Origin of the sequence: Amycolatopsis sp. NBC_01307, from assembly GCF_035975215.1 — a bacterium.
Lineage (GTDB): Bacteria > Actinomycetota > Actinomycetes > Mycobacteriales > Pseudonocardiaceae > Amycolatopsis.
In genome coordinates this window covers 5,913,891-5,940,369 of record NZ_CP108403.1, presented here as the reverse complement: position 1 = coordinate 5,940,369, position 26,479 = coordinate 5,913,891, and the positions used below count along the sequence as shown (strand labels likewise).

23 protein-coding genes are annotated in these 26,479 nt (G+C 71.2%); 12 read left to right on the top strand and 11 right to left on the bottom strand.

Translation table 11 applies throughout. The annotated features are described in order from the left end of the window. The first annotated feature begins 35 nt into the window (after positions 1-35). The 4 genes from OG439_RS25455 (at position 36) to OG439_RS25440 (ending at position 3,705) form a co-directional block, all read left to right on the top strand. Positions 36-455, top strand: coding sequence for a VOC family protein (locus tag OG439_RS25455; RefSeq protein WP_326943362.1), 420 nt, complete (start codon positions 36-38; stop codon positions 453-455). Then, the gene (locus OG439_RS25450; RefSeq protein ID WP_326943361.1) at positions 452-1,213 is read left to right on the top strand and encodes an SDR family NAD(P)-dependent oxidoreductase; all 762 of its coding nucleotides are present in this window, start codon (positions 452-454) and stop codon (positions 1,211-1,213) included. The genes OG439_RS25455 and OG439_RS25450 overlap by 4 nt, the downstream gene beginning before the upstream one ends. Before the next feature lie 48 nt (positions 1,214-1,261). After that, positions 1,262-2,650, top strand: a complete 1,389-nt coding sequence (locus OG439_RS25445; RefSeq protein WP_326943360.1) for an LCP family protein — start codon at positions 1,262-1,264, stop codon at positions 2,648-2,650. A 479-nt stretch (positions 2,651-3,129) separates the two neighbouring features. After that, positions 3,130-3,705, top strand: coding sequence for a hypothetical protein (locus OG439_RS25440; protein ID WP_326943359.1), 576 nt, complete (start codon positions 3,130-3,132; stop codon positions 3,703-3,705). Between the two features lie 33 nt (positions 3,706-3,738). Here the strand turns inward: OG439_RS25440 and OG439_RS25435 are convergent, their stop codons facing one another. The 5 genes from OG439_RS25435 to OG439_RS25415 form a co-directional block, all read right to left on the bottom strand. Then, positions 3,739-6,045 carry an FdhF/YdeP family oxidoreductase gene (locus OG439_RS25435; protein WP_326943358.1) on the bottom strand — a complete coding sequence of 769 codons (2,307 nt, stop codon included), beginning with the start codon at positions 6,043-6,045 and terminating at the stop codon, positions 3,739-3,741. A 47-nt stretch (positions 6,046-6,092) separates the two neighbouring features. After that, positions 6,093-7,394: an MFS transporter gene (locus tag OG439_RS25430; protein WP_326943357.1), complete on the bottom strand. Its 1,302-nt coding sequence runs from the start codon at positions 7,392-7,394 to the stop codon at positions 6,093-6,095. A 70-nt stretch (positions 7,395-7,464) separates the two neighbouring features. Further along, a complete protein-coding gene (locus tag OG439_RS25425; protein WP_326943356.1) occupies positions 7,465-7,902 on the bottom strand; it encodes a MarR family winged helix-turn-helix transcriptional regulator in 438 nt (145 codons plus the stop codon). A 74-nt stretch (positions 7,903-7,976) separates the two neighbouring features. Further along, positions 7,977-9,032 carry a hypothetical protein gene (locus OG439_RS25420; protein ID WP_326943355.1) on the bottom strand — a complete coding sequence of 352 codons (1,056 nt, stop codon included), beginning with the start codon at positions 9,030-9,032 and terminating at the stop codon, positions 7,977-7,979. A 19-nt stretch (positions 9,033-9,051) separates the two neighbouring features. Further along, complete coding sequence (locus OG439_RS25415) at positions 9,052-9,372, bottom strand: hypothetical protein (RefSeq protein ID WP_326943354.1); 321 nt, start codon at positions 9,370-9,372, stop codon at positions 9,052-9,054. 56 nt (positions 9,373-9,428) lie between these two features. Here OG439_RS25415 and OG439_RS25410 point away from each other — a divergent pair, with 56 nt between their 5' ends. Continuing rightward, on the top strand, positions 9,429-12,053 hold the full coding sequence (locus OG439_RS25410; protein WP_326943353.1) for a valine--tRNA ligase: 2,625 nt from the start codon (positions 9,429-9,431) through the stop codon (positions 12,051-12,053). Positions 12,054-12,369: 316 nt separating this feature from the next. Here OG439_RS25410 and OG439_RS25405 read toward each other — a convergent pair whose 3' ends face one another. Together OG439_RS25405 and OG439_RS25400 are read right to left on the bottom strand one after the other, a co-directional pair. Continuing rightward, entirely contained in the window at positions 12,370-13,359 is a 990-nt protein-coding gene (locus OG439_RS25405) for a hypothetical protein (protein ID WP_326943352.1), read from the bottom strand. Positions 13,360-13,416: 57 nt separating this feature from the next. Next, positions 13,417-14,304, bottom strand: coding sequence for a LysR family transcriptional regulator (locus OG439_RS25400; protein ID WP_326943351.1), 888 nt, complete (start codon positions 14,302-14,304; stop codon positions 13,417-13,419). A gap of 105 nt (positions 14,305-14,409) precedes the next feature. Here OG439_RS25400 and OG439_RS25395 point away from each other — a divergent pair, with 105 nt between their 5' ends. Both OG439_RS25395 and OG439_RS25390 read left to right on the top strand, forming a co-directional pair. After that, complete coding sequence (locus OG439_RS25395; RefSeq protein WP_326943350.1) at positions 14,410-15,186, top strand: alpha/beta fold hydrolase; 777 nt, start codon at positions 14,410-14,412, stop codon at positions 15,184-15,186. 16 nt (positions 15,187-15,202) lie between these two features. Then, positions 15,203-16,006 (top strand): alpha/beta fold hydrolase, encoded by an 804-nt coding sequence (locus tag OG439_RS25390; protein WP_326943349.1) that lies wholly within the window; start codon positions 15,203-15,205, stop codon positions 16,004-16,006. A 52-nt stretch (positions 16,007-16,058) separates the two neighbouring features. Here OG439_RS25390 and OG439_RS25385 read toward each other — a convergent pair whose 3' ends face one another. Both OG439_RS25385 and OG439_RS25380 read right to left on the bottom strand, forming a co-directional pair. After that, positions 16,059-16,943 (bottom strand): SGNH/GDSL hydrolase family protein, encoded by an 885-nt coding sequence (locus OG439_RS25385; protein ID WP_326943348.1) that lies wholly within the window; start codon positions 16,941-16,943, stop codon positions 16,059-16,061. An 85-nt stretch (positions 16,944-17,028) separates the two neighbouring features. After that, the gene (locus tag OG439_RS25380; protein ID WP_326943347.1) at positions 17,029-17,658 is read right to left on the bottom strand and encodes a class I SAM-dependent methyltransferase; all 630 of its coding nucleotides are present in this window, start codon (positions 17,656-17,658) and stop codon (positions 17,029-17,031) included. A 73-nt stretch (positions 17,659-17,731) separates the two neighbouring features. Between OG439_RS25380 and folC the strand changes: the two genes are divergently transcribed. Both folC and OG439_RS25370 read left to right on the top strand, forming a co-directional pair. Continuing rightward, a complete protein-coding gene (gene folC, locus OG439_RS25375) occupies positions 17,732-19,387 on the top strand; it encodes a bifunctional tetrahydrofolate synthase/dihydrofolate synthase (RefSeq protein WP_326943346.1) in 1,656 nt (551 codons plus the stop codon). 38 nt (positions 19,388-19,425) lie between these two features. Beyond that, a complete protein-coding gene (locus tag OG439_RS25370) occupies positions 19,426-19,785 on the top strand; it encodes a DUF4233 domain-containing protein (protein WP_247064493.1) in 360 nt (119 codons plus the stop codon). A 1-nt stretch (position 19,786) separates the two neighbouring features. Here the strand turns inward: OG439_RS25370 and OG439_RS25365 are convergent, their stop codons facing one another. Next, positions 19,787-22,144, bottom strand: coding sequence for a penicillin acylase family protein (locus OG439_RS25365; RefSeq protein WP_326943345.1), 2,358 nt, complete (start codon positions 22,142-22,144; stop codon positions 19,787-19,789). 123 nt (positions 22,145-22,267) lie between these two features. Between OG439_RS25365 and OG439_RS25360 the strand changes: the two genes are divergently transcribed. Continuing rightward, positions 22,268-23,815 (top strand): alkaline phosphatase D family protein, encoded by a 1,548-nt coding sequence (locus OG439_RS25360; RefSeq protein WP_326943344.1) that lies wholly within the window; start codon positions 22,268-22,270, stop codon positions 23,813-23,815. 62 nt (positions 23,816-23,877) lie between these two features. Here OG439_RS25360 and OG439_RS25355 read toward each other — a convergent pair whose 3' ends face one another. Continuing rightward, on the bottom strand, positions 23,878-25,083 hold the full coding sequence (locus OG439_RS25355; RefSeq protein ID WP_326943343.1) for an IS30 family transposase: 1,206 nt from the start codon (positions 25,081-25,083) through the stop codon (positions 23,878-23,880). Positions 25,084-25,244: 161 nt separating this feature from the next. Between OG439_RS25355 and ndk the strand changes: the two genes are divergently transcribed. Further along, complete coding sequence (gene ndk, locus OG439_RS25350) at positions 25,245-25,655, top strand: nucleoside-diphosphate kinase (RefSeq protein ID WP_247055230.1); 411 nt, start codon at positions 25,245-25,247, stop codon at positions 25,653-25,655. Between the two features lie 49 nt (positions 25,656-25,704). Next, a complete protein-coding gene (locus OG439_RS25345; protein ID WP_326943342.1) occupies positions 25,705-26,436 on the top strand; it encodes a maleylpyruvate isomerase family mycothiol-dependent enzyme in 732 nt (243 codons plus the stop codon). Positions 26,437-26,479 lie beyond the last annotated feature (43 nt).

Below are 26,479 nucleotides of genomic sequence, written 5' to 3'. Positions count from 1 at the left end.
AGGCTGGTGCCAGCCGACCCTGTTGGAGGACCGCTGTGACCCGTCCCGCCTTCCACCTCGCCATCCCCGTCGACGACCTGGGCCGCGCCCGCGCCTTCTACGGCGGCGTGCTCGGCCTGAGCGAAGGCCGCTCCGCCGACAAGTGGGTCGACTGGGACTTCCGCGGCCACCAGGTCGTCACCCACGTCGTCGCCGGCGCGCGGGCCGAAGCCGGGCGCAACCCCGTCGACGGCCACGACGTCCCGGTGCCGCACTTCGGGCTCGTGCTGACCGTCGAGGACTTCCACGTCCTGGCCGGGCGGCTGCGTGACGCGGGCACCGAGTTCGTCATCGAGCCCTACCGGCGCTTCGCCGGCGAGCCGGGTGAGCAGTGGACGATGTTCCTGCACGACCCGGCCGGGAACGCCCTGGAGTTCAAGGCGTTCCGCGACGAGTCGCAGTTGTTCGCGCTGTGAGCGGACCCGGGAACGGCGTCCTCGTCACCGGGGCGTCCCGCGGCATCGGGCGCGCGGTGGCCAACGCCTTCGCGGCGAACGGCCACCGCGTCGCCGTCCACTACGGCACCCGGCGGGCGGACGCCGAGGCGACGCTCGCCGCTCTGCCCGGCGACGGGCACGTGCTCGTCACCGGTGACCTCGCCGACCCGGCGGCCGCCCAGCGGATCGCCGACACGGCCGAGGCGGGGCTCGGCGGCGTCGACATCCTGGTGAACAACGCGGGCGTCGCGCCGACGCCGGAGACCGCCCACCCCGTCACCGGGGTGTCCTACGCGGACTGGCAGCGGATCTGGCGGCACACGGTCGACGTCAACCTGCTGGGCGCGGCCAACCTCAGCTACTGCGTCGCCCGGCACCTGATGACCCGCGGGGTGCCCGGCCGGATCGTCAACGTCGGCTCGCGCGGCGCGTTCCGCGGCGAGCCCGACAACCCGGCGTACGGCGCGAGCAAGGCCGCCCTGCACGCGTTCGGCCAGTCCCTCGCGGTTTCGCTGGCGCCGCACGGGATCGCGGTGACGTCCGTGGCGCCCGGCTTCACCGCCACCGAGCGCCAGCTGGACCGCATCGACGACGCGTTGCGCGCGCAGAGCCCGTTCGGCCGCGTCGGGACGCCCGAGGAGGTCGCGGCGGCCGTGCTGTACCTGGCTTCCGCCGACGCGACCTGGGCGTCGGGCGCGATCCTCGACCTCAACGGCGCGTCCCACCTGCGCATGTGACGTGGCTCACCCGTGCAGCAGATCGGGGGGCGACGGCGTCAGGAGGGCGTGCATCCACTGGGGAAGGTCGTCGTCGCCGGGGTCGCCTTGGTCGTCTTCTGCGGCACGGCCTACGGCTACGCGAACCTGCGCTCGCTCGACGAGGTCACCCGCGACGACGTGATCGGCGCCGCCGCGAAACCGGGTGAGCAGCCGGCCGACGGCTCGCTCGACATCCTGCTGGTCGGCCGCGACTCGCGGACCGACCTGCAGGGCAACCCGCTGCCGGCGGACATGCTGCGGGAGCTGCGCGTGGGCCCGAACGGCGACGACCTCACCGACACCCTCATCGTGCTGCGGATCCCGAACGGCACGAAAGAGGTCAAGGCGTTCTCGATCCCGCGGGACAGCTACGTCTCGATGCCGGGCGGCAAGGGGAAGATCAACGCCGCGTTCGGGCGCGCCAAGGCCGCGGAAGCGCGCAACCGCCGGAAGGCGGGGGAGACGGACAAGGCGAAGATCGACCAGGAGGCCCTGACCGCGGCCCGCCGCGCGACGCGGCAGGCGGTCGAGGACCTCACCGGCGTCACGATCGACCACTTCGCCGAGGTCAACCTGCTGAGCTTCTCCGAGATCAGCAAGGCGGTCGGCGGCGTCGACGTCTGCCTGAAGGCGGACACGAAGGACAAGAACTCGGGAGCGGACTTCAAGGCGGGCCCCCAGCGGATCGCGGGCCCGGACGCGCTGGCCTTCGTGCGCCAGCGCGACTACGTCAAGGGCGGCGACCTGGGCCGCGCCCGGCGGCAGCAGGTCTTCCTGGCGGGGCTGGCGAAGCAGGTGCTGTCGTCGGGGACGCTGAGCGACCCGGGCAAGCTGTCGGACCTCATCGACGCGGTGAAGCGCTCGGTGGTCCTCGACGGTTCCTGGAACCTGCTCGACTTCGTGGCGCAGATGCGCGGGGTTTCCGGCGGTGGCATCCAGTTCGCGACGATCCCGACGGTCAACGTGGACTACCGGTACGACCCGGCCAACCCGACCGCCACCGCGGTGCAGGTGGATCCGGCTCAGGTCAAGGCGTTCGCGGCGGGACTGATCGGCGCCGCGGCCCCGGCCGCACCCGCGCCGATCGTCGACGTGGCCAACGCGAGCGGACGCTCGGGCCTGGCCGCACGAGTCGGGGATGTTCTGCGGGACAAGGGATTCGCGCCGGGAACGGCGGGCAACACGGCCTCGCGCCGGACGTCGTTGGTCCGTTTCGGCCCGGACCTCGCGGACCGCGGTGCGGAGGTGGCGACGCTCCTGGGCGGCTTGACGACCCAGCAGGCGTCCTCGGTCCCGGCGGGCCACATCGAAGTGATGCTGGGAACGGTGTACTCGGGCCCCGGAATAGCGGGCGGCGGCGGCGCCCCGGGCGGCAACGAACCGATCACATCGGGCGGCGTCGTCTGCGTGGACTGACCCGCGCTGGTCCTGCAAGCGGGCGGCCTTGACCATGGCGGCGTTGCGGCGGCCGATCGTCACCGCCGTTGACCGCGCTGGTAGTCAACGCGCAGACCGGCGAACCGGGAGCCGGCCGGCGTGGCACCGGCAAGCCGTGGCACGCCGACGTCCAACGGGTGTTCCGGTACTGGGCCGCGCGGGATTGACCAAAATACGCAGCCGTGCTGGTCATTTTCCCGAAACGCGTCGAAGTCGTTTTCTCCTGGCGGGGACCGGACCACAGTGGACCACCGGCGATGGTGGTCCTTGACGCTGCTGTCCTGGTGAGGCAGGGTTCATCAAACCGTGAAACCCCGGGTGCCGAACGGTTTCGGCGCCGCTCCACCGCAACTGATCACCGGATCGGCGATCATCAGGAAAACCGATTTCCACCGTTTTCGCCTCAGGAAAACCGAATGCGCAGAAGCTCCGTCCGCCAATGGTGGTGGACACTTCCGATGATCGCTTCAGCCGTTCTGCTCGCCGGCTGCCAGTCGATGTCCGGGACGGTGCACTACCCCGATGCCGTGGACGCCTGCAAGCTGCCCGGGCCGGACATCCTCAAGCAGCTCGCGCCCGGGACCGTCGAGATCCCGGCCGGCTCGATCAAGACCGTCGACACCAGGGTCGTGCCCGAAGACCGTTCCAGTGCCGGCAACGAGCTGACCAGCTGCAAGCGCCTGTTCGCCCGTGATCTCGGCGGCGGGAAGCCGAACCTGCAGGACTACCGGATCGTGACGATCGCCGTCGTGCGGTTCACCGCGTCCGACGCCGCCGAAGCGTCCGCCAAGGCCACCCAGCTGATGACCGACGCGCTCGGCGACCACTCGGGCGTGCGGCTCGCCACCGGCGTCGGCGACGAGGCCGGGTTCTCCGAGCAGTGGGCGGCCGTGCGCACCGGCAACGTCGTGCTCGGCCTGGCCATCGCCGACGGCGGGACCGAGGCCGCGCTGATCCCGCCGGCCACGCTCGACAACGTCCAGGCCATGGTCACCGACATGACCGGCACCCTGCGCCGGGACTACCAAGGCTGACGACCAAGGCTGACGACCAAGGCTCAGTCAGGGTCAGGGCTGCGGCTCCAGCCGCACCACGATCGCCTTGGACACCGGCGTGTTCGACTTGTCGGCCACCGAGCCGAGCGGCACGAGTGCGTTCGCCTCGGGGAAGTACGCCGCCGCGCAACCGCGGGCCGTCGGGTAGGACACCACCCGGAACGCCGGGGCGCGGCGGTCGCCGTCGTGCCATTCCGACACGAGGTCGACCATCGCGGCGTCCGCCAGCCCCAGCGCGGCCAGGTCGTCCGGGTTGACGAGCACGACGCGGCGGGCGTTCTCGATGCCGCGGTAGCGGTCGGACAGGCCGTAGATCGTGGTGTTGTACTGGTCGTGGCTGCGCATCGTCTGCAACAGCAGCCGGCCTTCGGGCACCTTCGGGTACTCCAGTCCGGACACCGTGAAGTTGGCCTTGCCGTTGGCCGTGCCGCTGAACTCGCGGGAGTCGCGCGGCGCGTTCGGCAGCACGAACCCGTCCGGCTCGCGGACGCGGCGGTTGTAGTCGTCGCAGCCGGTCACGACCCGCGCGATCCGGTCGCGGATCAGGTCGTAGTCGCCTTCGAACGTCCGCCACGGCACCGCGTGGCCGGCGCCGAGCAGCTTCTCGGCCAGCCGGCAGACGATCGCGACCTCGGACAGCAGGTGCTCGCTCGCCGGCTTCAGCCGCCCGTGGGAGGCGTGCACCTGCGACATCGAGTCCTCGACCGTGACGAACTGCTCGCCCGCGGCCTGGACGTCGCGCTCGGTGCGGCCGAGCGTCGGCAGGACCAGCGCCGTGCGGCCGTGCACGACGTGCGAGCGGTTCAGCTTCGTCGAGACGTGCACGGTCAGCGAGCACGACTGGAGCGCCTTCTCGGTCGCTTCCGTGTCCGGCGTCGCCGAGGCGAAGTTGCCGCCCACGGCGAAGAAGACCTTGCCGCGGCCGTCGCGCATCGCGTGGATCGAGTCGACGGTGTCGAGGCCGTGCTCGCGCGGGACGTCGATGCCGAACTCGCCGGCGAGGGCGTCCATGAAGGACTGCGGCATCTTCTCCCAGATGCCCATCGTCCGGTCGCCCTGGACGTTCGAGTGCCCGCGCACCGGGCACAGGCCCGCGCCGGGCTTGCCGATCATCCCGCGCATCAGCGCCAGGTTCGCGATCTCGGAGATCGTCGGGACGGCGTGCTTGTGCTGCGTCAGGCCCATCGCCCAGCAGTAGATCGTCCGCTCCGACGACGCGATCATCCGCGCGACGCGCTCGATCTGCTCCCGCGGCAGGCCGGTGGCCCGCTCGACCTCCGGCCAGTCGATGCGGTGCAGGTGCTTGGCGTAGTCGTCGAAGTACTCGGTCGAGTGCTGGACGAACTCCCAGTCGACGATCGTGCCCGGCGCCTGCTCGTCCCAGGTCAGCAGCAGGTGCCCGACGGCCTGGAACAGCGCCAGGTCGCCGCCGAGGCGGATCTGGGCGAACTCGTCGGCCAGCGGCGTGCCCTTGCCGACGACGCCGCGGACGTTCTGCGGGTTCTTGAAGCGCATCAGCCCGGCTTCGGGCAGCGGGTTGACCGCGATGATCTTCGCGCCGTTGCCCTTGGCCTCCTCCAGCGCCGAGAGCATCCGCGGGTGGTTGGTGCCCGGGTTCTGCCCGACGACGACGATCAGGTCGGCCTTGTGGATGTCGGCCAGGCTCACCGAGCCCTTGCCGATGCCGGTGGTCGCCTGCAGCGCCGCGCCCGAGGACTCGTGGCACATGTTCGAGCAGTCCGGCAGGTTGTTGGTGCCGAACGAGCGCACCATCAGCTGGTAGAGGAACGCGGCTTCGTTGCTGGTCCGGCCCGAGGTGTAGAAGAACGCCTCGTTCGGGTCGGTCAGGGCCTTCAGCTCGCCCGCGACCAGCTCGAAGGCGTCGTCCCAGGAGATCGGTTCGTAGTGCGACGCGCCTTCGCGCAGCACGAACGGCTCGGTGATCCGGCCCTGCTGGCCCAGCCAGTAGTCGGTCTTCTCCCGCAGTTCGGCGATCGGGTGCGCGGCGAAGAACTCCTGGCCGACCCGCCGTTTCGTCGCCTCCTCGGCGACGGCCTTCGCCCCGTTCTCACAGAACTCGGCCAGCTTGCGGTGTTCCCCGTCGACCTCGCGGGGCTCCGGCCACGCGCAGCCCGGGCAGTCGAAGCCCTGACGCTGGTTCAGCAGCCGCAGCGCCTTGACCGTCCGGCCGGTGCCCATCTGCTCGACGCTGCGCAGGAGCGACACGGCCACGCCGGGTATGCCGGCCGCCCAGCCCTTCGGCTTGTGCACTTCGAGCTGGTCCTCGTCCACGTCCTGTGCCGGCGCCTCACGGGTCATGTGTTCATGGTGCGCCCCGATGACCGTTCACGCGAGCAGGGGGTTCGTCACACCCGCGCGGCGCGCAGTCCGCGGTCGACGACGGTGACGATGAGCAGGGCAGCGCTGATGACGAGCAGCGCGATCGCCAGCCGGTGCAGCCCGGCCGAATCGGCGTGCGGGCCATAACAAAGCGCGATGAGCGTCGAGGCCACGATCGCGCCCAGGTACTGGGCCGTGCGGAACAGGCCGCTCGCCGTGCCCATCTGCTCGGCCGGGGCCTCCTGGTAGAGCGTCGTCTGGTTCGCGACGCTGGTCAGGCCCTGCGCCAGGCCGAACAGCGCGGCCAGGGCCAGCAGCGCGCCGATCCACGTGCCGTCGTGGACGACCAGCAGCAGCGCCGAGCCGCCGAGCAGCGCCACGGCCACCGTGACCAGCCGGGCCTTGATGCCGGTGCCGCGGCCGGAGAACGCGGCGGCGCACACCGCCGTGCCCGACATCGGGAGCAGCATCAGCCCGGCGGTCTCCGCGCTGAGGTGCCGCGCGGTTTCGAGCCACTGGACGTAGCCGAACATGATCGCGTAGATCGCCATGAAGCTCAGCGCCTGCCGCAGGTAGGTGCGCAGGATCGCGCCGTTGGCCGCGAGCATCCGCAGGTCCAGGAACGGGGCAGCGCGGTGCAGCTCGACCAGGGTGAACGCGACCGCGAAGGCGGCGACGACAGCGAGCAGCCACAGGTCCGCGCCGGGGTTCATCAGGAACAGCAGCAACGCCAGCAGCGTCGCGGAGAACAGCGCGATGCCCAGGACGTCGATCGGCGCCGCCGTGCGCGCCCCGCGGTCGTCCTTCGGCACCCACAGCAGCGCCAGCACCAGCGACAACCCGGCGAGCGGGATGTTCACGGCGAAGATCGCGGGCCAGCCGAACAGGCCGATGAGCAGCCCGCCCAGCGTCGGGCCGATGACCATCACCGTCTGCGCGGACATCGACAGCAGCGACAGCACCCGCGCAGGGACACCTTGGCCGCTCGCTTCGGCGTGGTGGCGCAGCACGGCCATCGCGGCCGGGAACCCGGCGCAAGTGCCCAGGCCCAGGACCACGCGCACGCCGGTCAGCCAGCCGACCGAGAGCGGGATCATGCCGGCGATCCCGGCGACGATCACCAGCACCGCCCCGCCGAGCAGCACCCGGCGGGCGCCGTAGCGGTCCACCAGCAGCCCGACCACCGGCTGCCCGACGGCGGTGGCCAGGTAGAGCGCGGAGATCAGCCAGGCCGTCTGGCCGGGGCCGGCGCCGAAGCTCCGCCCGATCGGCACGAGCGCGACGGCGATGAGCGTGGAGTTGATCGGGTTGAGCACCGCCCCGGCCACCAGCGGGGTGACCAGGCGGGCGCCGAACTTGGCGGGAGCGGTGAGGGTGGTCGTGAGGACTCCTTCGGGGTCAGTGCTGGGCGACGCGCTGCAGCAGCGGCAGAGCGCGCACGACGGTTTCGAGCTCGGCGGGGGACAGCTCGTCCACCAGCGCCTGGGCGAGCCATTCCTCGCGGTGCTGGAAGACGCCGCGCACGGTGTCGGTGCCGGCGTCGGACAGGCTGATCACCACGCGGCGCCGGTCGCCCGGGTCGGGGGTGCGGGCGAGGTAGCCCAGCTCGTCGAGGACGCCGAGGGTGGCGGCCATCGACTGCTGCCGCACGTGCTCGGCGGCGGCCAGCTCGCCCTGCGTGGCGGGGCCCCTGCGGTAGAGCCGGTTGAGCACGGCGGACTGCGACGGCGTCAGGATTCCGGCGTTGTCGACCTGGCGCAGCCGGCGGTGCAGCTGCCCGACGACCCCGCGGATCCAGCCGGCGTTCTCGGCGACGTGCGGTGGTACTTCACCCATACCCACAGCTTAGACTGCACAGTCCAGACTGTGCATCTGGCTGTGACGCACTCCTCGGCGGGAGTGCGGGAGGGTCAGTCCTTGCAGCCGTGGACGTCGGGCATGGGGAGGCTCGGGTCGTAGGCGCCCGGCACGTCCTGGTCGTCGCCGGGCAGCCCGGGCTGGTCCGGGTTGGCGTAAGCGGGCGCGAGATAACCCTGCTTGAGCGCCTCGCAGCCGATCGAGTCGTAGAAGCTCCCCCCGCCGTCGCCGGGCCACAGGCCGCGGCTGCCCGCCGCGAAGTTCTTGCCCTGGCGGACGACGTAGCTCTCGTCCGACCGCACGAAACTCACGATCTCCCACGGGCCCTGCAGCCCGTCGGGGTGGACGTTGTCGAAGGCGTACGCGGTGACGTACTTGACGTCGACGACCAGCTCGCCCGGCTTCGCGCCGGCTTTCGCGGTCATCGAGCCGAACGTGCGCGGGCCCTGGTCGAGCAGGTGGTAGCCGTCGGCCAGCTCGGTGACGTAGGCCGAGAAGTCCGGCTTGGTCCCCAGCTCCTTCGCGATGGCGCCCTCGGCGTCCTTCGCGAACAGCGCCAGGTAGGCCGCGGTGTCGTGCCGGTCGAGCACGGCGGGGTCGAGCCGGGACGCCGTGATCGCCTGCTTCACCTTCGTGTAGGCGTCGCCGACCTGCGGCGCGGTGAACGACCCCATCGCGGCCGGCGCGGGGACGGTGATCCCGTCGATGCCCTTGCGCCAAGCGTCCGCCGGGGTCCGCGCGTACGCGTGCTTCAGGTCCACCGGCGCGTACTGGGCGACCGAGGTCGGGTTGACCGTCGTCGGCACCGGCGTATCCGGGGTGCCCGCTTCGCTCGCGGGTGTGCGCTGCCCGAGCGCCACGACCACCGCCGTCGTCACGGCCAGGATCAGCACGAACGCGACCAGGCCCCACCGGCGTCCCCGGCCCGGCGACGGCGCGTTCCGCCGGGCGCGCTTCTGCTGCTTGCGGAACTTCTTCCGGTCGCTCTTCGCCCCCAGCCAGGCGTCGGTCTGGGCGTGCTTGCGCCACTCCGGGTCCATCAGGTCCGGGTGCGTTTCGAGCAGGTTGTCCTCGTCCACGTGCTTCCCCCACAGTCGATGACTGATCATCGACGGAAGCGCGGGTTCGTTACGCGGAAGTGTGCAGCGAGGCGCCGAAGAACAGGAACGGGTCCTCGTTGACGCCGACGCCCTGGACCTGGTGCACGACGACGGCCGCCGCGACCAGCGCGACGACCAGCAGCAGGGCGAGCAGCCCCGGCCACCGGCTGCTGCCGGGCCGCTCGGTGCCGCCGGTCCGGCGGTCGCGCTTGCGGCGTTTCCTCAGGTCCTTCTTGGCGCCCAGCCAGGCGTCCCGCTCGGCGTACTTCTGCCAGTCGGGGTTCATCAGGTCCGGGTGCGTCTCGAGGCGCCGGTCGTCCGGATCCTGCGGTTGCTGAGGCTGTGCCATCCCGAGTGCCTTCCCCCTGGGTGACCCGCCGTGACGGGTTCGTAGACTTGTCCATTGTGACCGAGAACGCTCCGCAGCAGACCACCGACCTTCCGGGTGCCTGGGACCCGGCCGCCGAGGAAGCACCGATGTACGACCGCTGGGTAGCGGCCGGGTACTTCACGGCCGACGCCTCGTCGGAGAAGCCGCCGTTCTCGATCGTACTGCCGCCGCCGAACGTGACCGGTTCCCTGCACATGGGCCACGCGCTCAACCACACCCTGATGGACGCGATGAGCCGCCGCCGTCGGATGCAGGGCTACGAGGTGCTGTGGCTGCCGGGCATGGACCACGCCGGCATCGCGACGCAGAACGTCGTCGAGCGCCAGCTCGCCGGTGAGGGCCTTTCGCGCCACGACCTGGGCCGCGAGAAGTTCGTCGAGCGCGTCTGGGAGTGGAAGGCCGAGTACGGCGGCCGGATCCTCGGCCAGATGAAGCGCCTCGGCGACGGCGTCGACTGGTCGCGTGAGCGCTTCACGATGGACGAGAACCTGTCGAAGGCCGTCCAGACCGTGTTCAAGAACTTCTTCGACGAGGGCCTGATCTACCGCGCCGAGCGGATCATCAACTGGTGCCCGCGCTGCCAGACCGCGCTGTCGGACATCGAGGTCGACCACAACGACGACGACGGCGAGCTCGTGTCGATCCGCTACGGCGACGGCGAAGACGCGATCGTGGTGGCCACCACCCGCGCCGAGACGATGCTGGGCGACACCGCGGTCGCCGTCCACCCGGACGACGAGCGCTACGCGCACCTGGTCGGCACGACCGTCGAGCTGCCGCTCACCGGGCGCCGCATCCCGATCGTGGCCGACAAGCACGTCGACCCGGAGTTCGGCACCGGCGCGGTCAAGGTGACCCCGGCGCACGACCCGAACGACTTCGAGATCGGCCGCCGGCACGACCTGCCGATGCTCACGGTGATGAACGAGCGCGCCGAGATCACCGTGAAGGGCCCGTTCGAGGGGCTCGACCGCTTCGAGGCGCGGCCCGCGGTGGTCGCGGCGCTGCGCGAGCTCGGCCGGATCGTCGCGGAGAAGCGGCCGTACGTGCACGCCGTCGGGCACTGCTCGCGCTGCGACACGGTCGTCGAGCCGCGGCTGTCGCTGCAGTGGTGGGTCAAGGTCGAGGAGCTGGCCAAGCTGGCCGGCGACGCGGTCCGCGACGGCCGCACGAAGATCCACCCGCCGGAGCTGGGCAAGCGGTACTTCGACTGGGTCGACAACATGCACGACTGGACGATCTCGCGCCAGCTGTGGTGGGGCCACCGGATCCCGGTCTTCTACGGCCCGGACGGCGAAGTCGTCTGCGTCGGCCCGGACGAGCAGCCGCCGTCCGGCGAGGGCTGGACGCAGGACCCGGACGTCCTGGACACCTGGTTCTCCTCGGGCCTGTGGCCGATGTCGACGCTGGGCTGGCCCTCGTCGTCGTCCGACGACCTGGCCAAGTTCTACCCGACCAGTGTCCTGTCGACCGGCTACGACATCCTGTTCTTCTGGGTCGTCCGGATGATGATGTTCGGCGTGCACCAGATGGACGGCCGCCCGCCGTTCGACCACGTCTACCTGCACGGTCTCATCCGTGACGCGCAGGGCAAGAAGATGTCCAAGTCACGCGGCAACGTGATCGACCCGCTGGAGTGGATGGACGCCTACGGCGCCGACGCCACGAGGTTCACCCTGGCCCGCGGCGCCAACCCGGGCGCGGACATGGCGCTGGCCGACGAGTGGGCCGCGGGTTCCCGCAACTTCTGCACGAAGCTGTGGAACGCCACCAAGTTCGCGATGATGAACGGCGCGTCGGTCGCCGCACCGCTGCCCGCTGCCGCTGACTTGACGGAGTCGGACCGCTGGATCCTCGGCCGCCTGGGCGCACTGGTGTCCGAAGTGGACGGTCTGTTCGAGGACTTCCAGTTCGCCAAGGTGGCGGGCGCGCTCTACCAGTTCACCTGGAACGAGCTGTGCGACTGGTACCTGGAGCTGGCGAAGGTCCAGCTGTACCAAGGGGACTCCTCCCGGGTGTCCGCCACCCGAGCGGTGCTGGGCCACGTCCTGGACACGGTGCTGCGCTTACTGCACCCGTTCATCCCGTTCATCACCGAGAAGCTGTGGAAGGCGTTGACGGGCGGCGAGTCCCTGGTCGTCGCATCGTGGCCGGTCGCTTTCGCGGGCTACGCGGACCCGGTCGCCGACGCGCACATCGCCGACGTCCAGAAGCTGGTCACGGAGATCCGCCGCTTCCGCGCGGACCAGGGCCTCAAGCCGGGCCAGAAGGTCGCGTCCCGCCTGGGCGGCTACGCGGGCGGCCACGAGGAGGCGGTCCGGTCGCTGGTGCGCCTGACCGAGCCGTCGGACGGCTTCGCGGCGAGCGCGTCACTGGAGGTCGCCCTGGCGGACGGCGTGGTCACGGTGGAGCTGGACCTCTCGGGCACGGTCGACGTCGAGGCCGAGCGCAAGCGCCTGCAGAAGGACCTCGCGGCGGCCCAGAAGGAGCTGACCCAGACGGAGGCCAAGCTGGGCAACGAGGCGTTCATCGCCAAGGCCCCGGCCCCGGTGATCGACAAGATCAAGGTCCGCAAGCAAACGGCGGCCACAGACATCGACCGCATCACGGCGCGCCTGGCATCCCTCCCGGCTTCCTGACACGGTTCGGATCGAGCCCGCTACCCCCGTTCGGAGGTAGCGGGCTCTGTCGTACGCGGCGTGAACGCCGAACGAGAAGTGCTGACTCCGCGGAACTTCTTCTCGCCAAACGGCGCGTTGACAGCGGCCGTGGGTGAGGGGACAGTCGGACGGTGGTCGATGACCGGCTTCCCGGGACACCTGAGCTGCGCATGAAGCAGTACGAGTGCAAGGTGCCCGGTTGCGGCGAGCGGAAGCCCTCGGTCGGCAAGCCGGACTGCCCCAAACACAAGCTGCCGATGAGGTTGGTGCCGGACAAGGGGCACTGAATCAGGTCTTAGCCCGATTCGGAGGAGAAGATCACCTTGAGAGTCGTGCAGTATCCGCGTGCGCTCGTGATCGCTGCGGAGTAGCTGGCCACCGCCAAGATCAGGAACGCCGCAGCGGTCACCGCGGTGCCTGCTGCCGGGCTCCGGGCCGGCACCAGGAGCGCCAGCGTGAGTCCCATCAAGCCGAGGTGGACGAAGATCAGCGTGCAATACATGTCGAGCCGAGTGCGGAACTGGTCGTGGTGCAGCCGCAGCCGGGCGGGGATGGCGTCTCCCCGTCGCAGGACGAGGTCTTGGGTGTCCTCGTTCTCGCCGGTGATTTCTTCTTCGGTGGCGCGGAGGATGTTGCCCAGCTTGGTGGGCAGCATCCGGTGTGGGTTCGGGTAATCCAGCTGCGTCTGGCGGATCCTGGCGAGTCTGCCGACCACGTCGGGAGGTAGAAACATCTGCCAGTCGAACTCGGCGGCAAGTTGTTCGCGCTTGGGCGTGAGGTGCCTCGAATAGACGCTGTCTTCAGCCACGTCGATCAAGGACCGCTTGATCTCGCTCTCGAGCAATCGAGGTCTGACTGTCTCGAAAGCCCGCTTGGTCTGCCGGTCCAGCCTCGTGGCGAGCTTTTCACGCTTTTTTGCTTTGCGCCGAACCATTACCCGGTATAGGCCGAGCCACACGAGCGGTCCCTTCCAGTAGCCCTCGAAGAACCGGATCGCCGAGAACGAGAAAGCCTGGCTTACCAGGGCCGCCAGGACGAGCGCGAACAACAGCACGACCAGGATGCCCAAGGGTTTCGCCGTCAGCCCGACCACCGCGGCGCCGAGGTCGAAATTTCTCTGGCTCCGAAGCTGCACGAGAACGGCGCCGCAGCCGACCAGCATGGCTGCCGGCATCCAGGCACTGAGGCTGAGCTGGTCGAGCACCTTGCCGATGAACTGGGACAGGCCCTCAGGCGGCTTCTGCTCTTTCTCGGCAGGTTTGGTCCCCGGCTCGGAGTCACCCATCCGGACATGATGACGTATCGCGGACGCGGGACCGGGACAACCCGCCGTAGGGGCTGCTCAGCCGGCTTCGGTCGTCCGCGCGGCTTCGATCAGTGCCACCAGTTCCGGCGTGACCCGGCGGTCCGCGGGCGTCGCCAGGTACGTCGGCATTCGTGGTGCCGGGTCGCGCAACGGGCGGAACGCCACCCCCGGCACCGGCAGCAGGTTCGCGTGCGCCCGGTAGAAGACCGTCCAGTGTGGGCGGCCGAAGCCCAGCGTGCCCAAGGTGTCCTGCGCGGTCGTGAAGTCCTTGCCCATCAACGGCTCGAAACCCGCCTCGCGGCAGCAGGCGAGCACCAGGTCGTACAGCGGCTGGTTCCGCGAAGGCGGGCTCAGGCGTGCGGGGAGCGAAGCCAGCGAGGCGAAGGAAACGATGTCGCGAGAAGTCAGCGGGTGCGACGCGGGCAGCGCGACCATCACCTCGTCCGTCCACAAGGGAGTGAAGTCCAGCCCGGATCCCGGCCACGAGCCGCGGACGATCGTCGCGTCCAGCGAACCGTCGCGGACGCGTTGCAGCCGTTGGGTCGTCGGGGCGTGGACCAGTTCCAACGCGGCCGACGGCGCGAGCCGGGCGAACGCGCTCAGCAGGACGTCCAAGCGGTCGCCGAGGCCCTCACTCGTGCCCAGGCGGACCAGTGTGCCGGGCGCGCGGAACTCCGCGGCCGAGTCCGCCGCCCGGTCCGCCGCCGCGAGCACCGCACGCGCGTGCGGCAGGAACCGCCGGCCCGCCTCGGTCAACGACACGCTCCGGGTGGTTCGGTTCAGCAACGCGACCCCCAGTTCCCGCTCCAGCCGCCGGACCTGCTGGCTCACCGCGGGCTGGACGATGTGCAGCCGCTCGGCCGCGCGCCCGAAGTGCAGCTCCTCGGCGACCGCGACGAAGTACCGCACCTGCCGTAGCTCCACCGCCGCCCCCATTCATCACTGTTCGTGATGAGTGTACGAGCGGAGTGCTCATCGGAAAACGCTCGTCCGGGCGGTTGGCTCGAACCCGAGCGAAAGGAACCCGACATGCCCTCCCTGAACGTTCGCGGCACCCGCCTCCACTACGACGACGCCGGCCGCGGCCCCGCTCTGCTCCTTCTGCACGGCTGGGGGACCAGCGGCCGCGTCTGGCAGTCGTGCCTGCCCGACCTGGTGCGCGACCACCGCGTCGTCACCCTCGACTGGCGCGGGTGCGGCCGCTCCGACCAGCCGGCCGAGGGCAACACGATCGACGGCGTCACGGCCGACGTCGCCGCGGTGATCGAGGCGCTGGAACTGGAGAAGGCCGTCGTCGTCGGCTCGTCGTTCGGCGCGGTCTTCGGCACCGAGCTCGCCCTGGCCCGCCCCGAGCTCGTCGGCGGGGTCGTCGCGGTCGACGGCCCGGCCTACTGGCCGGCCGCGGCGATGCTGGAGAAGGTCCTCGACCTGCGCGAACGGATGCTCGACGACCGCATCGGCACCCTGGCGGAATGGGTGCCGAACTGGTTCGCCCCGGGCGTCTCGCCGCAGCTGGTCGACTGGACCGTGCGCCAGCTGGCCGACTCGAGCGTCTACCTCGACGACATGTTCACCGAGGTGACGCGCTACGACCCGCGGCCGCGGCTGCCACGGCTGTCCGTCCCGATCACCTACCTGCACGGCGAGCTCGACACCGAGATCCCCCTCGAAGTCCCGCGGGCGTGCGCGGCCCTGACGCCCGGCGCCCGGGTGCACGTCATCGCCGGCTGCGGGCACATCCCGCACCAGGAGAACCCCCGCGCGTTCACCGCGGCCCTGCGCGCGATCGTCCCGGTTGCCGCCTGAACCCGGAAGGAAAGCCATGCCCACGGTCCCCGTGACCCTCGCCGGCGGGAAAGCCGCCGTGCACTACGACGTCGACGGCCACGGCCCCGCGCTGCTCCTGCTCCACGGCACCGCCGCGTCCCGCGAGCAGTGGGGACCGCTGACGGCCCTGGCTCGCGACCGCTTCACCGTGCTCGCCCCGGACTTCTCCGGCTCGGGGCTGACCACCGACCACGGCGGGCCGATCGACGTCGCCGACCTGGCCGCCGAGGTGCTGGCGGTGCTGGACGACGCCGGGGTCGCGGCCGCGCACGTCGTCGGGCACTCGCTCGGCGCCGTGGTGGCCGCGCACCTGGCCGGCACCCACCCGAGCCGGGTGCGCTCGGCCGTGCTGCACGCGGCGTGGCCGGTCACCGACGTCCGCCAGGACGCCGAGTTCCGCCACTGGCTCGAGCTGCTGGCCGACGGCCCGGCGGCGTTCGCCCGGATGCTGCCGCTGATGGCGTTCGGCCCGCGCTACTGGTCGACGGCGACCGCGGCGGGCAACGACCAGCTCGTCGCGGACCTCACGACGATGATCCAGCCGGGCACGGACCGCCAGACGGAAGCCGACCGCCACGTCGACCTGCGGCCGGTCCTCGGCGCCATCACCGCGCCGACGCTGGTGCTCGGCAGCGCCCACGACCGGATCGTCACGGCCGAGCAGCAGCGCGAGCTGGTCGCGGCGATTCCCGGCGCGCGCGCCGCCACGATCGACGCCGGCCACGGCGCCCCGGCCGAGCTGCCGGCCGAGTTCGCCCGGCTGGTCCTGGACTTCGTGGCCGCGACGGTCTCCGTCTGACCCAAAGCCGTGAGGGACACGGAGTCCCTGAGGGTGCCCCTCACGGCACGGGTCAGCGAGCCTGCTTCAGCACCACCGCGGCGATCCCGGCCATGCCCGCCTTCAGCGGGTGGTAGGCCGCCGCGACGAAGATGTTCTGGTCCTTGCCGTTGATCCACGCCGAGCCGCCGCGCGCGCAGGCGTCGTGCCCGCGGGACGGGCCGAACGTGTCCACGTAAGTGGCCTTGCCATCCGCGTCGACGGCGTCCGACAGGGCCTGGTTCAGCTCCTGCTCGACCTCGTTCAGCCAGGCGTAGTCGCCGTCGGCGAACGGCAGGACGTCCGGGCAGTAGCCGCTCGGCGGCGCGATCCGCGGGTAGCCGACGACCAGGACCCGCGCGCCGGGCGAGCGCTCGTGGATGGCGGCGAGCACGGCCTCGACCCGCGGCACGGTGTTCCCGATGGCCGTCTTCACCGTGTTGACGCCGTTGGTCGTGAAGTGCTCTTCGCACGGGCTGCCGGTCGGATCGGCCTTCCGCAGGCCCGGGCACGTCCCGACGATGCCGCCGAAGACGCCGAAGTCGTTGCCTCCGATGCCGAGGGTGACCAGGTCGGTGTCGATCCGCAGCGCGCCCAGCTGGGGCGGGTTGGTGCCGCTGAACGGCACGGACTGCGGCCGGGTCATGTTCGTGGTGTCGGCGCCGGCGCAGCTGGCGTCGTCGAAGTCGCCGACGCCGAGCGCGTCCGCCAGCACCGACGGGTAGTTCGCCGTCGACCGGCCGCAGCCGAGCGGGTCGGTCCGCTGGGCCGGGATGAACGGCCCCGAGGTGTAGGAGTCGCCGAGCGCGACGTAGTGGTGGATGCGGGAAACCGGGAGTGCCGCCGACGCCGCGGTGGCGGACGCGGGAAGCAGGATGGCTGCCGAGACGACGGCGATGAGCAGCCGGGCGATGCGCATGAAGACCCCGTTCTGTTCTGCGGAACTCCCTCCACATCTAGCGAGCACGGGGTGGTGCGGGGGCGGACTTCACCCGCCCGTGGTGTCACAACGGGTGATCGTCTTCCGGCTCACGGTAAGTGATCAGCGTGCGCCAGAACAGCAGCGGCCGGATCGTGCTCCCGGGCAGCAGCCGGGCGGCGTCGCGCCGCACCTCGGCCATCGCCGGGAACCGGAACAGCGTGGGTGCCTGCGGCCCGTCGTCCCCGCCGCCGTTGAGCCGCTCGCCGGCGTGGACGACCAGCCGGGCCAGCGCGTTGGCCGGCACCGCCGCCAGCTCCCGCAGCCAGTCGCGCGGGCCGCTCGGCCGGGCCGGCGTCAGCACCACGAGCACCCCGCCCGGCACCAGGGCGCGGCGCAGCTTGGTGACCGTCCCGAACGGCACGTGGTGCAGGGACGCGAGGCACGAGATGTAGTCGTAGTGCTGCTCCGGCAGGTCGTCGGTGGTGATGTCCGCCTGCCGGTAGACGATCTTGCCCGGTCCCGGCGACCCGAGGCCCGACGCCGCCTCCACCATGGCCGCCGACACGTCGAGGGCCTCCACCGCCATCCCGGTCGCGGCCAGCCGCCGCGCGAACCGGCCGGTGCCGCAGCCGACGTCCAGCGCGATCCCCGGCCCCGGCGGCAGCTGGTCCAGCAGCAGCGGGTGGTAGTGGTCGTTGTGGTTGAACGGCATGCGTCGAGAGTGCCACCTGAGGCGCACGTAGACTCGCAAGGCAAGCCGAAAACCCCAGGCCGGAGGAGATTCAGTGCCGCAGGATGAGACAGGTCGCAGGCCGGACCTGTCGGATCTGGACAGCTTCGCGGGCGTCGACGAACTGGGCGCCCAGGGGTACGAGGACGACGACGACACCGACCCCGAACTGAACGCCCGGGACACCGCGTTCGACGCGGGCGGCGGGTCGCGCGGCGGGATCGGCGGCGTCGGCCAGCTGGGTGACAACCTCGCCACCGGCCCGGTGCCCGACATGATCACCGCCGAGGACGCCGAGCTGCACGAGCTCGACGACCAGGGCGCACCCGAGGCGTACGGCCACCCGGACGGCCCCGAGGCGCGGCGCGAGCTGATGGCCGTCGAGGCCGAGCTGAACCAGCGCTGGCCCGAGACGAAGATCGAGCCGTCGCTGACCCGCATCTCCGCCCTGGTCCAGCTGCTGGGCGAGCCCAACCGCGGCTACCCGGTGCTGCACGTGGCCGGCACCAACGGCAAGGGCTCCACGGCCCGGATGATCGACGCGCTGCTGACCCGGATGGGCCTGCGCGTCGGCCGCTACACCAGTCCGCACCTGCAGCTGGTCACCGAGCGGATCGCGCTGGACGGACACCCGATCTCCGCCGCGCGTTACGCCGAGTTGTGGCATGACCTGGCGCCGTACGTGGCCATGGTCGACGGCGCCGCCGCGGACGGCGTGGCGATGAGCAAGTTCGAGATCCTCACCGGGATGGCGTTCGCCGCCTTCGCCGACGCGCCCGTCGAGGCCGCCGTGATCGAGGCGGGCCTGGGCGGCGCCTGGGACGCCACGAACGTCGCGGACGCCGAGGTCGCCGTCATCACGCCGATCGGCCTCGACCACATCGAGTACCTCGGCCCCGACATCCTCGGCGCGGCCAGGGAGAAGGCCGGGATCATCAAGCCCGGGTCCGTCGCGGTGATCGCCGAGCAGGACCCCGAGGTGCAGAAGGTGCTGCTGGACCGCGCGGTCGAGGTGGACGCCTCGGTGGCGCGCGCCGGCAGCGAGTTCGGTGTGCTGGAGCGCGAGATCGCCGTCGGCGGGCAGATGCTGAAGCTGCAGGGCCTCGGCGGGGTCTACGACGAGATCTTCCTGCCGCTGCACGGCGCCCACCAGGCCCAGAACGCCGCGCTCGCGCTGGCCGCCGTCGAGGCGTTCTTCGGCGCGGGCAAGGACAAGCAGCTGGTCATGGAGGCCGTGCGCGAGGCGTTCGCGGAGGTCGAGAACCCGGGCCGGCTCGAGCGCGTCCGCGCGGCGCCGACGGTGCTGCTCGACGCCGCGCACAACCCGCACGGCGCCCGCGCGCTGGCCGCGACCGTGGCCGAGGAGTTCGCGTTCCGCCGGCTGGTCGGCGTCGTCGGCGTGATGGCCGAGAAGGACGCCCGCGGCATCCTCGAGGCCCTGGAGCCGGTGCTGTCCGACGTCGTCGTCACGCGCAACTCGTCGCCGCGGTCGATGCCGCTGGAGGAGCTCAACGACCTGGCGATCTCGATCTTCGGCGAGGACCGGGTCGTCGCCGAAACCGACCTGGAGACCGCCGCCGAGACGGCGATCGCGCTGGTGGAGACCAGTGACGACCCGGAAGAGCCCCTCGCGGGCGGCGGCGTGCTGGTCACCGGCTCGGTCGTCACCGCGGGCGAGGCGCGCACGCTGTTCGGGAAGGAGCCGGCGTGAGTGAACCGACGGAAACCGCACCGAAGCCGAAGGACCCGATGAAGGGGTTCCGCGGCGTGATGTCGGGGATGCTGATCCTGGAGGGCATCACCGTCGCCCTCGCGCTGCCGGTGGTGAACAAGCTCGGCGGCGGGATCAGCACCGGCACCGGCTGGACCGTGCTGGCCGTCGCGCTGCTGCACGTCGTCCTCTGCGGGTTCGTCAAGCGGCCGTGGACGGTCCCGGTGCTCCTCGCGCTGCAGGTCGTGCTGATCGCGCTGGTGTTCTGGCTGCCCGCGATCGCCGTGCTGGGCGTGATCTTCCTGGCGGTCTGGCTGTGGCTGCTGTGGCTGCGCAAGGACGTCGCCCGCCGGATGGCGGCCGGCACCCTCGCGAGCCAGCAGCAGCCCCAGCCCTGACTCACCGCAGGACGACGACCCGCAGCGCGGGGGAGCGCAGGATGTCGGCTTCGCAGAAGCGGTCCTTCACCCACTGACCCCGGCTGTAGAGCTTCGTCTGGTCACTGAAGTACGGCGACTGCGGGTTCGCCGACTGCGAGTAGGTCAGCAACGTCGAGGAGTCGGGGCACGCGTGCCCGCTGAACCCGACCACCTGGATGTAGCTCGACCCGTGCTGGATGTCGACGACCCCGCGCGACGGGTCCCACAGCGGCGTCATCACGTTGAGGATGCCGAGCTGGCCCGGTCCGCCGTGGATCGGGATCCGCTCGCCGTCACGGGTGACGGCTTGGCCGTCCCGCAGCGGCGCGTCCGGTGCGAGCCCCGCCTTGCGCAGGTCGGCCAGCGCGTCGCCGAACGCCTTCTGCACGCCGGCATCCGCTGAGTTGAGCGTGTTCGGCGTGGTCAGCGGCGCCTTCGGGTCGAACGGCACCGCGAAGCGCGCCGTGCCGCTGAGCCGGACGGTGAACCGGTGGAACAGCAGCGAACCACGGCTGTCGAGCGAGTACGTGTGGTCCCAGTTCGCCAGGGTCGTGCACGCGGGCCCGACCGGCTGCGGGCCGGACGACGACGGCGCCTGCCCGCCGGGGAACGACGCGCACAGCTTCGCCAGGTCCGCCGCCGTCAGGTCGGCGAGCAGGCTGTGGTCGGCGAAGAGCAGCTGCTTCATCGAGTCCGTTGTGAACCCGCCCTTTTCGGCGCTCAGCAGCGCTTCCCGGGTCCGCGGTGAGCGTTCGGTGCCGATGTCGCCGGCGATCCGCGGGTAGCCCGTGATCGGGGTTTTCGCGTTCGCGAGCCACGCGCTGTCGTTCGTGTTCAGCTCGTAGTCCCGGCTCTGCTGCTGCGGCAGCCGCGACGGCGCGAAGATGCCCGGCTCCACCGCGCCGGGGTCGGAACCCCAGTTGCACGACGACTTCGAACCGTCCAAGATGGACAGTCCTTCGGCCGGGAACGTCTGCTGTCCCAGGGGCGTGCTGCACGCCTTCGCCTGCTCGTCCGTGACGTGCGGGACGACCTGGACGTCGGAGTACAGCGCGTGGCCCGCCCGGTCGGTGGCGATCGTGTTGACCCACGGCACACCCTGCGTGCGGCTCAGCGCGCGGGTGATGTCGGCCGTGCTGCGTGCCTGGTCGAGCTCGAACCAGGTGTTGAGCCCGCGCAGGTTGGTGGCGTTGGCGTCGCGCACCGCGTACGCCGACTTCGCCGTCCACGGCACCGGAATCCCGGCGACGTCCCCGATCACCGGCCCGTACCGCGTCGACCAGAACGTCTGGCGGACCGGCTTCAGCGAGCCGTCGGCCTGGCGCACCTGGACCGAGACGTCGCGCGAGGTCATCTTCTCGGCCTGGCCGTCGACCAGGTAGGTCGTCGGGTCGCCCGGCTTCAGCGGGACTTCGAACAGGCCGAACGTGATCGGCGTGGACACCGTGTGCGTCCAGGCCGCGTCGGCGGTGTGCCCGATCTGGACGAACGGCATGCCGAGCAGGCTCGCGCCGGCCACGTCGAACCGGCCCGGGATGGTCAGCTGGCTCTGCCAGAACCGGCGCCCGGCCTGCCACGGGTAGTGCGGGTTGCCGAGCAGCACACTGCCCTTGCCGGCCGCGGTGCTGTCGGCGCCGATCGCGATGCCGTTGCTGCCGAGCCCGCCCCCGCCGAGCGTCTCCCGCACGCGCGTCGCGAGCTGATCCGCGGTGCCGGTCTTGGTCGACGTCGCGCCGGTCGGCGGCGCGGTGAACAGGCCGTCGGTGATGGCGCCCTGCCCGCCGGTGATGGCGATGGCGTAGTAGTGGCGGTAGAAGTCCTGCTCGGTGATCGGCCGGACCCAGCCAGCGCCGCGGCAGGCCGGGTCGCTGATCCCGGAACGGCCGGTGCGGGCGAGGTAGGCGTTGAAGCCCTTGACGTAGCCGGAGACGATGTCGCGGACCTCGGGCCGCGGTCCCAGCGGCGCGGGCTGCGCGACCAGCCGGTCGACGACGTGGGAGTCGTTGAGCTGCTGGAAGAACAGGTCGCTGTGCAGGTTGTTCCCGGCGTCGGACAGCGACGGGTAGCCCTCGCCGTCCGGGCCGAAGTACTTCGAGCGTTGCGCGCTCACCGTCAGGTAGATGTTCGCGAGCTCGCAGACGTTGTCGGTCGCCGCCGCGAAGCCGTAGCCGTAACCGAGCCCGGCGAAGTCCTTCGCGACGATGTGCGGGACGCCGTGTTCGGTGTAGCGGAGGACGGCTTTGCCGCTGTCCTGTCCCGCTTCCGCGATGCTTGTGCCCAGCGTGGTGACGGTGAGCGCCGCCGTCAGCACCGCCAGGGTTTTCCTGAATGGTCTCATCTGACCCCCTTGTCGTGATCGCCACGTTACCGACGGCGAGCCGCCTCGGACATCGGGGAAACCCCCGGGATCCGTTCACCCGCACGCCATCCGGCGTTGGCCGGGGCGGGGTTGGATCCGCGCATGACCGAACCGACCCACCACTCCCGCCGCACGCTGTTCAAGGCCGGCCTGACCGGCGCGGCCGCGAGTCTCGTGCTGCCGTCGACCGCTTTCGCCGCGACGCCGCTCGTGCGCCGCGACCGGCCCGTGCTCACCCACGGCGTCCAGTCCGGCGACGTCACGACCGGGTCCGCCGTCGTCTGGTCGCGCGCGGACCGCCCGGCGCGCCTGGTCGTCGAGATCGCGCGGGACCCGTCGTTCCGCCACGCCCGCCGGATCACCGGCCCCGCCGTCGGCCCGGACAGCGACGGCACCGGCCGGGTGCGCGTCGCCGGGCTGACGCCGGGGACGGAGTTCCACTACCGCGTCACGGCGGAGTCGCCGGACGGGCGCGCCACGAGCGAGCCGCTGACCGGCATGTTCGCCACGGCGCCGGTCGGCCGCAGCAGCGCCCGGATCCTCTGGTCGGGCGACGTCGTCGGCCAGAACTGGGGCATCAACCCGGACCTGGGCGGCATGACGATCTTCTCGGCGATGGCCGCCCGCCGCCCGGACCTGTTCCTGCACAGCGGCGACACGGTCTACTCCGACGGCCCGCTGACCGAGACGGTCACGCTGCCCGGCGGCCGCACCTGGCGCAACGTCGTCACCGCGGAGAAGGCGAAGGTCGCCGAGACGCTGGCGGAGTTCCGCGGCCAGCACGCGTACAACCGCCTCGACGAGCACTTCCGCCGCTTCGCCGCACAGGTGCCCAGTTACGTCCAGTGGGATGATCATGAGGTCCTCAACAACTGGTACCCGGGCAAGATCCTCGACAACCCGGCGTACACCGAGAAGCGCGTCGACGTCCTCGCGCCGCGGGCCTACCAGGCGTTCCACGAGTGGCACCCGATCGACTCGCGCCAGGCCGTCGACGGCCGCGTCTACCGGAGCTTCCGGTACGGCACGCGCGCCGAGATCTTCGTGCTGGACATGCGGACCTACCGCAACGCCAACACGGCCGACCAGACGAAACCGGGCTACATCCTCGGCGACCGGCAGGCCCGCTGGCTGGCCGACGCGCTCGGCCGCAGCACGGCGACGTGGAAGATCGTCCAGGCGGACATGCCGCTGGGCCTGGTCGTCCCGGACGGCACCGCGATCGAGGCCGTGGCGAACAACCTGCCCGGCGCACCCGGCGGCCGCGAGACGGAGCTGGCCTGGGTGCTGCGCGAGATCCAGCGCCGTCGTGTCCGCAACGTCGTCTGGCTGACGGCGGACGTCCACTACACGGCGGCACACCACTATTCGCCGGACCGCGCCGCGTTCCAGGACTTCGACCCGTTCTGGGAGTTCGTGTCCGGGCCGTTGAACGCGGGCGCGTTCGGCCCCAACACGCTCGACCCGACGTTCGGCCCGGAGGCGGTGTTCGTCCACGCCCCGCCGGTCGCGAACACCGCCCCGATCGACGGCTTCCAGCACTTCGGCGAGCTGAACATCGACGGCGCCAGCGGCGACCTGACGGTGGACCTGCGCGACGCCACGGGAGCGTCGCTGTGGTCGAAGAAGCTGCACCCGCAAGGCCGCTGAAGTGAGTCCAAAGCCGTGAAGGCCTCCTTACCGGCTTTAAGAGCCGGTAAGGAGGGGCGGATTCACGCAGTGGTTGCAACACCTGGTGTTTGTTGATCTGACAGTAGCTTCGTGAGGGCCTCGGTTGGTGTCCGCCAGCCGAGGGTCTCCCGAGGCCGCCCGTTCAGCTCCTCCGCCACCCGCACCAGATCATCCGCGCTGTGCTGGGACAGGTCGGTGCCTTTGGGAAAGTACTGCCGGAGCAGACCGTTGGTGTTCTCGTTGCTGCCGCGCTGCCAGGGCGAATGCGGATCGCAGAAGTAGATCTGCAACCCCGTGTCCAGGGTGATCTTCCGGTGATGGGCCATTTCTTTGCCCTGATCCCAGGTCAGCGAGCCCAGCAGCAGCGGCGGCAACGTCTGGATCATCTCGGTCATCGCCGCGGCGACGGTGGCTGCGTCCCGCCCGTGGGGCAGGTGCAGCAGCATCACGAACCGGGTCGAGCGTTCCACCAGCGTCCCGATCGCGGACCGATTGTCCTTGCCCAGGATCAGGTCGCCTTCCCAATGCCCCGGGACCGTCCGGTCGGCGGCCTCGGCCGGCCGCTCGGAAATGTTGACCATGTCTTGGATCCCGCCCGACGGGCGTTCCCGCCGGGTTTGGGCCTGCCGCCGCGGCATCCGCAACGCCCGCCCGGTCCGCAGTGCCGCGGTCAGTTCCCGGCGCAACGCGCCCCGGCCCTGCACATACAGCGACTGATAGATCGTCTCGTGCGACACCCGCATCTCCGGCCGGTCGGGAAAGTCCAGCACCAGTCTCTCGGAGATCTGCCGCGGCGACCACTTCCGGGTCAGCCCGTCCTGCACCGCCGCCCGCAACGCCGGATCGGCGCGCAGCTTCGCCGGTTTGGGTCGTTTCGCGCGTTCCTCGGCCGCGTGCTGGGCACTGCTGGCCCGGTAGTGGCCGGTCAGGCCGGTGTTGCGGGCCAGCTCCCGTGACACTGTCGAGGCCGGCCGGTCGATCGTTCTGCCGATGGCGCGTGGGCCGTGACCTGCGGCTTTCAGACAGGCGATCTCTTCCCGCTCGGCGATGGTCAGCCGGACCGGCCCGGGCTGGTGGGGTGCGTTGCTGATCACCCCGCCAGCTTGGCGGAACAGCCGCCCGCCTGTGGCGGGGGCGAAACCGGCCGCTTGCGCGGCCGGTTTCGCGGTCAGGCCTGCCCGGATCTGCTGCCAGAACAGCAGCTGCGCCGAGCGTGGTAGCCACCGATGGGTTCGTACCCGTGTCATCGCAGTTCCACCCTTCGCTGGGCGGTGTTGCAACGACTCCATGACTCCGAGAGGCCTTCACGGCTTTCAGGCCGGTTCGTGACGTCGACTACGAAGGGCCGGCAGACCGTCGGCTAGGCTCCGCGCACCGACACTTAACCGCAACAAGGAGAAACACCGTCGTGACTGAACGCACGCTGGTCCTGGTCAAGCCCGATGGCGTCGCGCGCGGCCTCGTCGGCGAGGTCATCTCGCGGATCGAGCGCAAGGGCCTCAAGCTCGTCGCCGTCGAACTGCGGACCGTCCCCCAGGCCCTGGCCGAGGAGCACTACGCCGAGCACAAGGAGCGTTCGTTCTTCGGCGAGCTGCTGGAGTTCATCACCTCGGGCCCGCTGGTCGCGCTCGCCGTCGAAGGCCCGCGCGCGATCCCGGCGTTCCGCCAGCTGGCCGGCGGCACCGACCCGGTCGAGAAGGCCACCCCGGGCACCATCCGCGGCGACTTCGCGCTGGAGACCCAGTACAACCTGGTCCACGGCTCGGACTCCGCGGAGTCGGCCGAGCGCGAGCTGAAGCTCTGGTTCCCCGACCTGTGATCGGCACCGGGGCCACCCCCGGGTGGCCCCGGCTCGACCCGGAGACCCGATGACGACGATGCCGTTCCCGGCCCGCGACTACCTCCCCGTGCTGCGGGAGCTGACCGGCGGGTTCGCCGAAGTCCTGCGCACCGCCGACCCCGCCGCGGCCGTGCCGGACTGCGGCGGCTGGACGCTGCGCGACCTCGGCACGCACCTGGGCAACGTGCACCGCTGGGCCACCTCCGTCGTCATCTCCGGGGAATCGCAACGGCAGAGCTTCGACGACGGCCCGGGCGCCGACCTCGCGTCCTGGTACGCCGACAGCGCTAAGCAGCTCTTGGAGGCGCTCGAGGCCGCCACTCCCGAGGACCGCTGCTGGCACTTCGCGGGCACCGGGAAGGTCAAGGCCTTCTGGTTCCGCCGCCAGGTCCACGAAACCGCCGTCCACCTCACGGACGCGCACGCCGCGGCCGGCACCGCGGTCACGCTCGACCCGGCCGTCGCCGCGGACGGCGTCGACGAGGTCCTCACCGCCTGGCTCCCGCGCGTCTCGCGCTGGCACGCCCCGCCGCCACTGGCCGCGCCGCTCGCGCTGCGCACCACCGACACCGGCGACGCCTGGACGCTGCACCCGGGTGAGCCACCCGCACTCGGCCCGGCCACCGAACCCGCCGCGACCGCCGAGGCGACGGCGCAGGACCTCCTGCTGCACCTGTGGAAGCGCACCGCCCCCGCGCCGCGTCTCACCGGCGACACCGGGACCGCCGAACAGTTCCTCCAGGCGCCGTTCACGGCCTGACGCCGCAGCTGTTCTAGACCATTCAGGCGGCGTTCACCGCGAA

Coding starts and splice junctions, on each gene's coding strand:
- OG439_RS25345 (WP_326943342.1), top strand. CDS start 25,705: ATGACGACGATGCCGTTCCCGGCCCGCGACTACCTCCCCGTGCTGCGG.
- OG439_RS25360 (WP_326943344.1), top strand. CDS start 22,268: ATGACCGAACCGACCCACCACTCCCGCCGCACGCTGTTCAAGGCCGGC.
- OG439_RS25385 (WP_326943348.1), bottom strand. CDS start 16,943: ATGCGCATCGCCCGGCTGCTCATCGCCGTCGTCTCGGCAGCCATCCTG.
- OG439_RS25415 (WP_326943354.1), bottom strand. CDS start 9,372: ATGGCACAGCCTCAGCAACCGCAGGATCCGGACGACCGGCGCCTCGAG.
- OG439_RS25435 (WP_326943358.1), bottom strand. CDS start 6,045: ATGACCCGTGAGGCGCCGGCACAGGACGTGGACGAGGACCAGCTCGAA.
- OG439_RS25395 (WP_326943350.1), top strand. CDS start 14,410: ATGCCCTCCCTGAACGTTCGCGGCACCCGCCTCCACTACGACGACGCC.
- OG439_RS25370 (WP_247064493.1), top strand. CDS start 19,426: ATGAAGGGGTTCCGCGGCGTGATGTCGGGGATGCTGATCCTGGAGGGC.
- OG439_RS25420 (WP_326943355.1), bottom strand. CDS start 9,032: ATGATCAGTCATCGACTGTGGGGGAAGCACGTGGACGAGGACAACCTG.
- OG439_RS25390 (WP_326943349.1), top strand. CDS start 15,203: ATGCCCACGGTCCCCGTGACCCTCGCCGGCGGGAAAGCCGCCGTGCAC.
- OG439_RS25355 (WP_326943343.1), bottom strand. CDS start 25,083: ATGACACGGGTACGAACCCATCGGTGGCTACCACGCTCGGCGCAGCTG.
- OG439_RS25425 (WP_326943356.1), bottom strand. CDS start 7,902: ATGGGTGAAGTACCACCGCACGTCGCCGAGAACGCCGGCTGGATCCGC.
- OG439_RS25365 (WP_326943345.1), bottom strand. CDS start 22,144: ATGAGACCATTCAGGAAAACCCTGGCGGTGCTGACGGCGGCGCTCACC.
- OG439_RS25405 (WP_326943352.1), bottom strand. CDS start 13,359: ATGGGTGACTCCGAGCCGGGGACCAAACCTGCCGAGAAAGAGCAGAAG.
- OG439_RS25380 (WP_326943347.1), bottom strand. CDS start 17,658: ATGCCGTTCAACCACAACGACCACTACCACCCGCTGCTGCTGGACCAG.
- OG439_RS25440 (WP_326943359.1), top strand. CDS start 3,130: ATGATCGCTTCAGCCGTTCTGCTCGCCGGCTGCCAGTCGATGTCCGGG.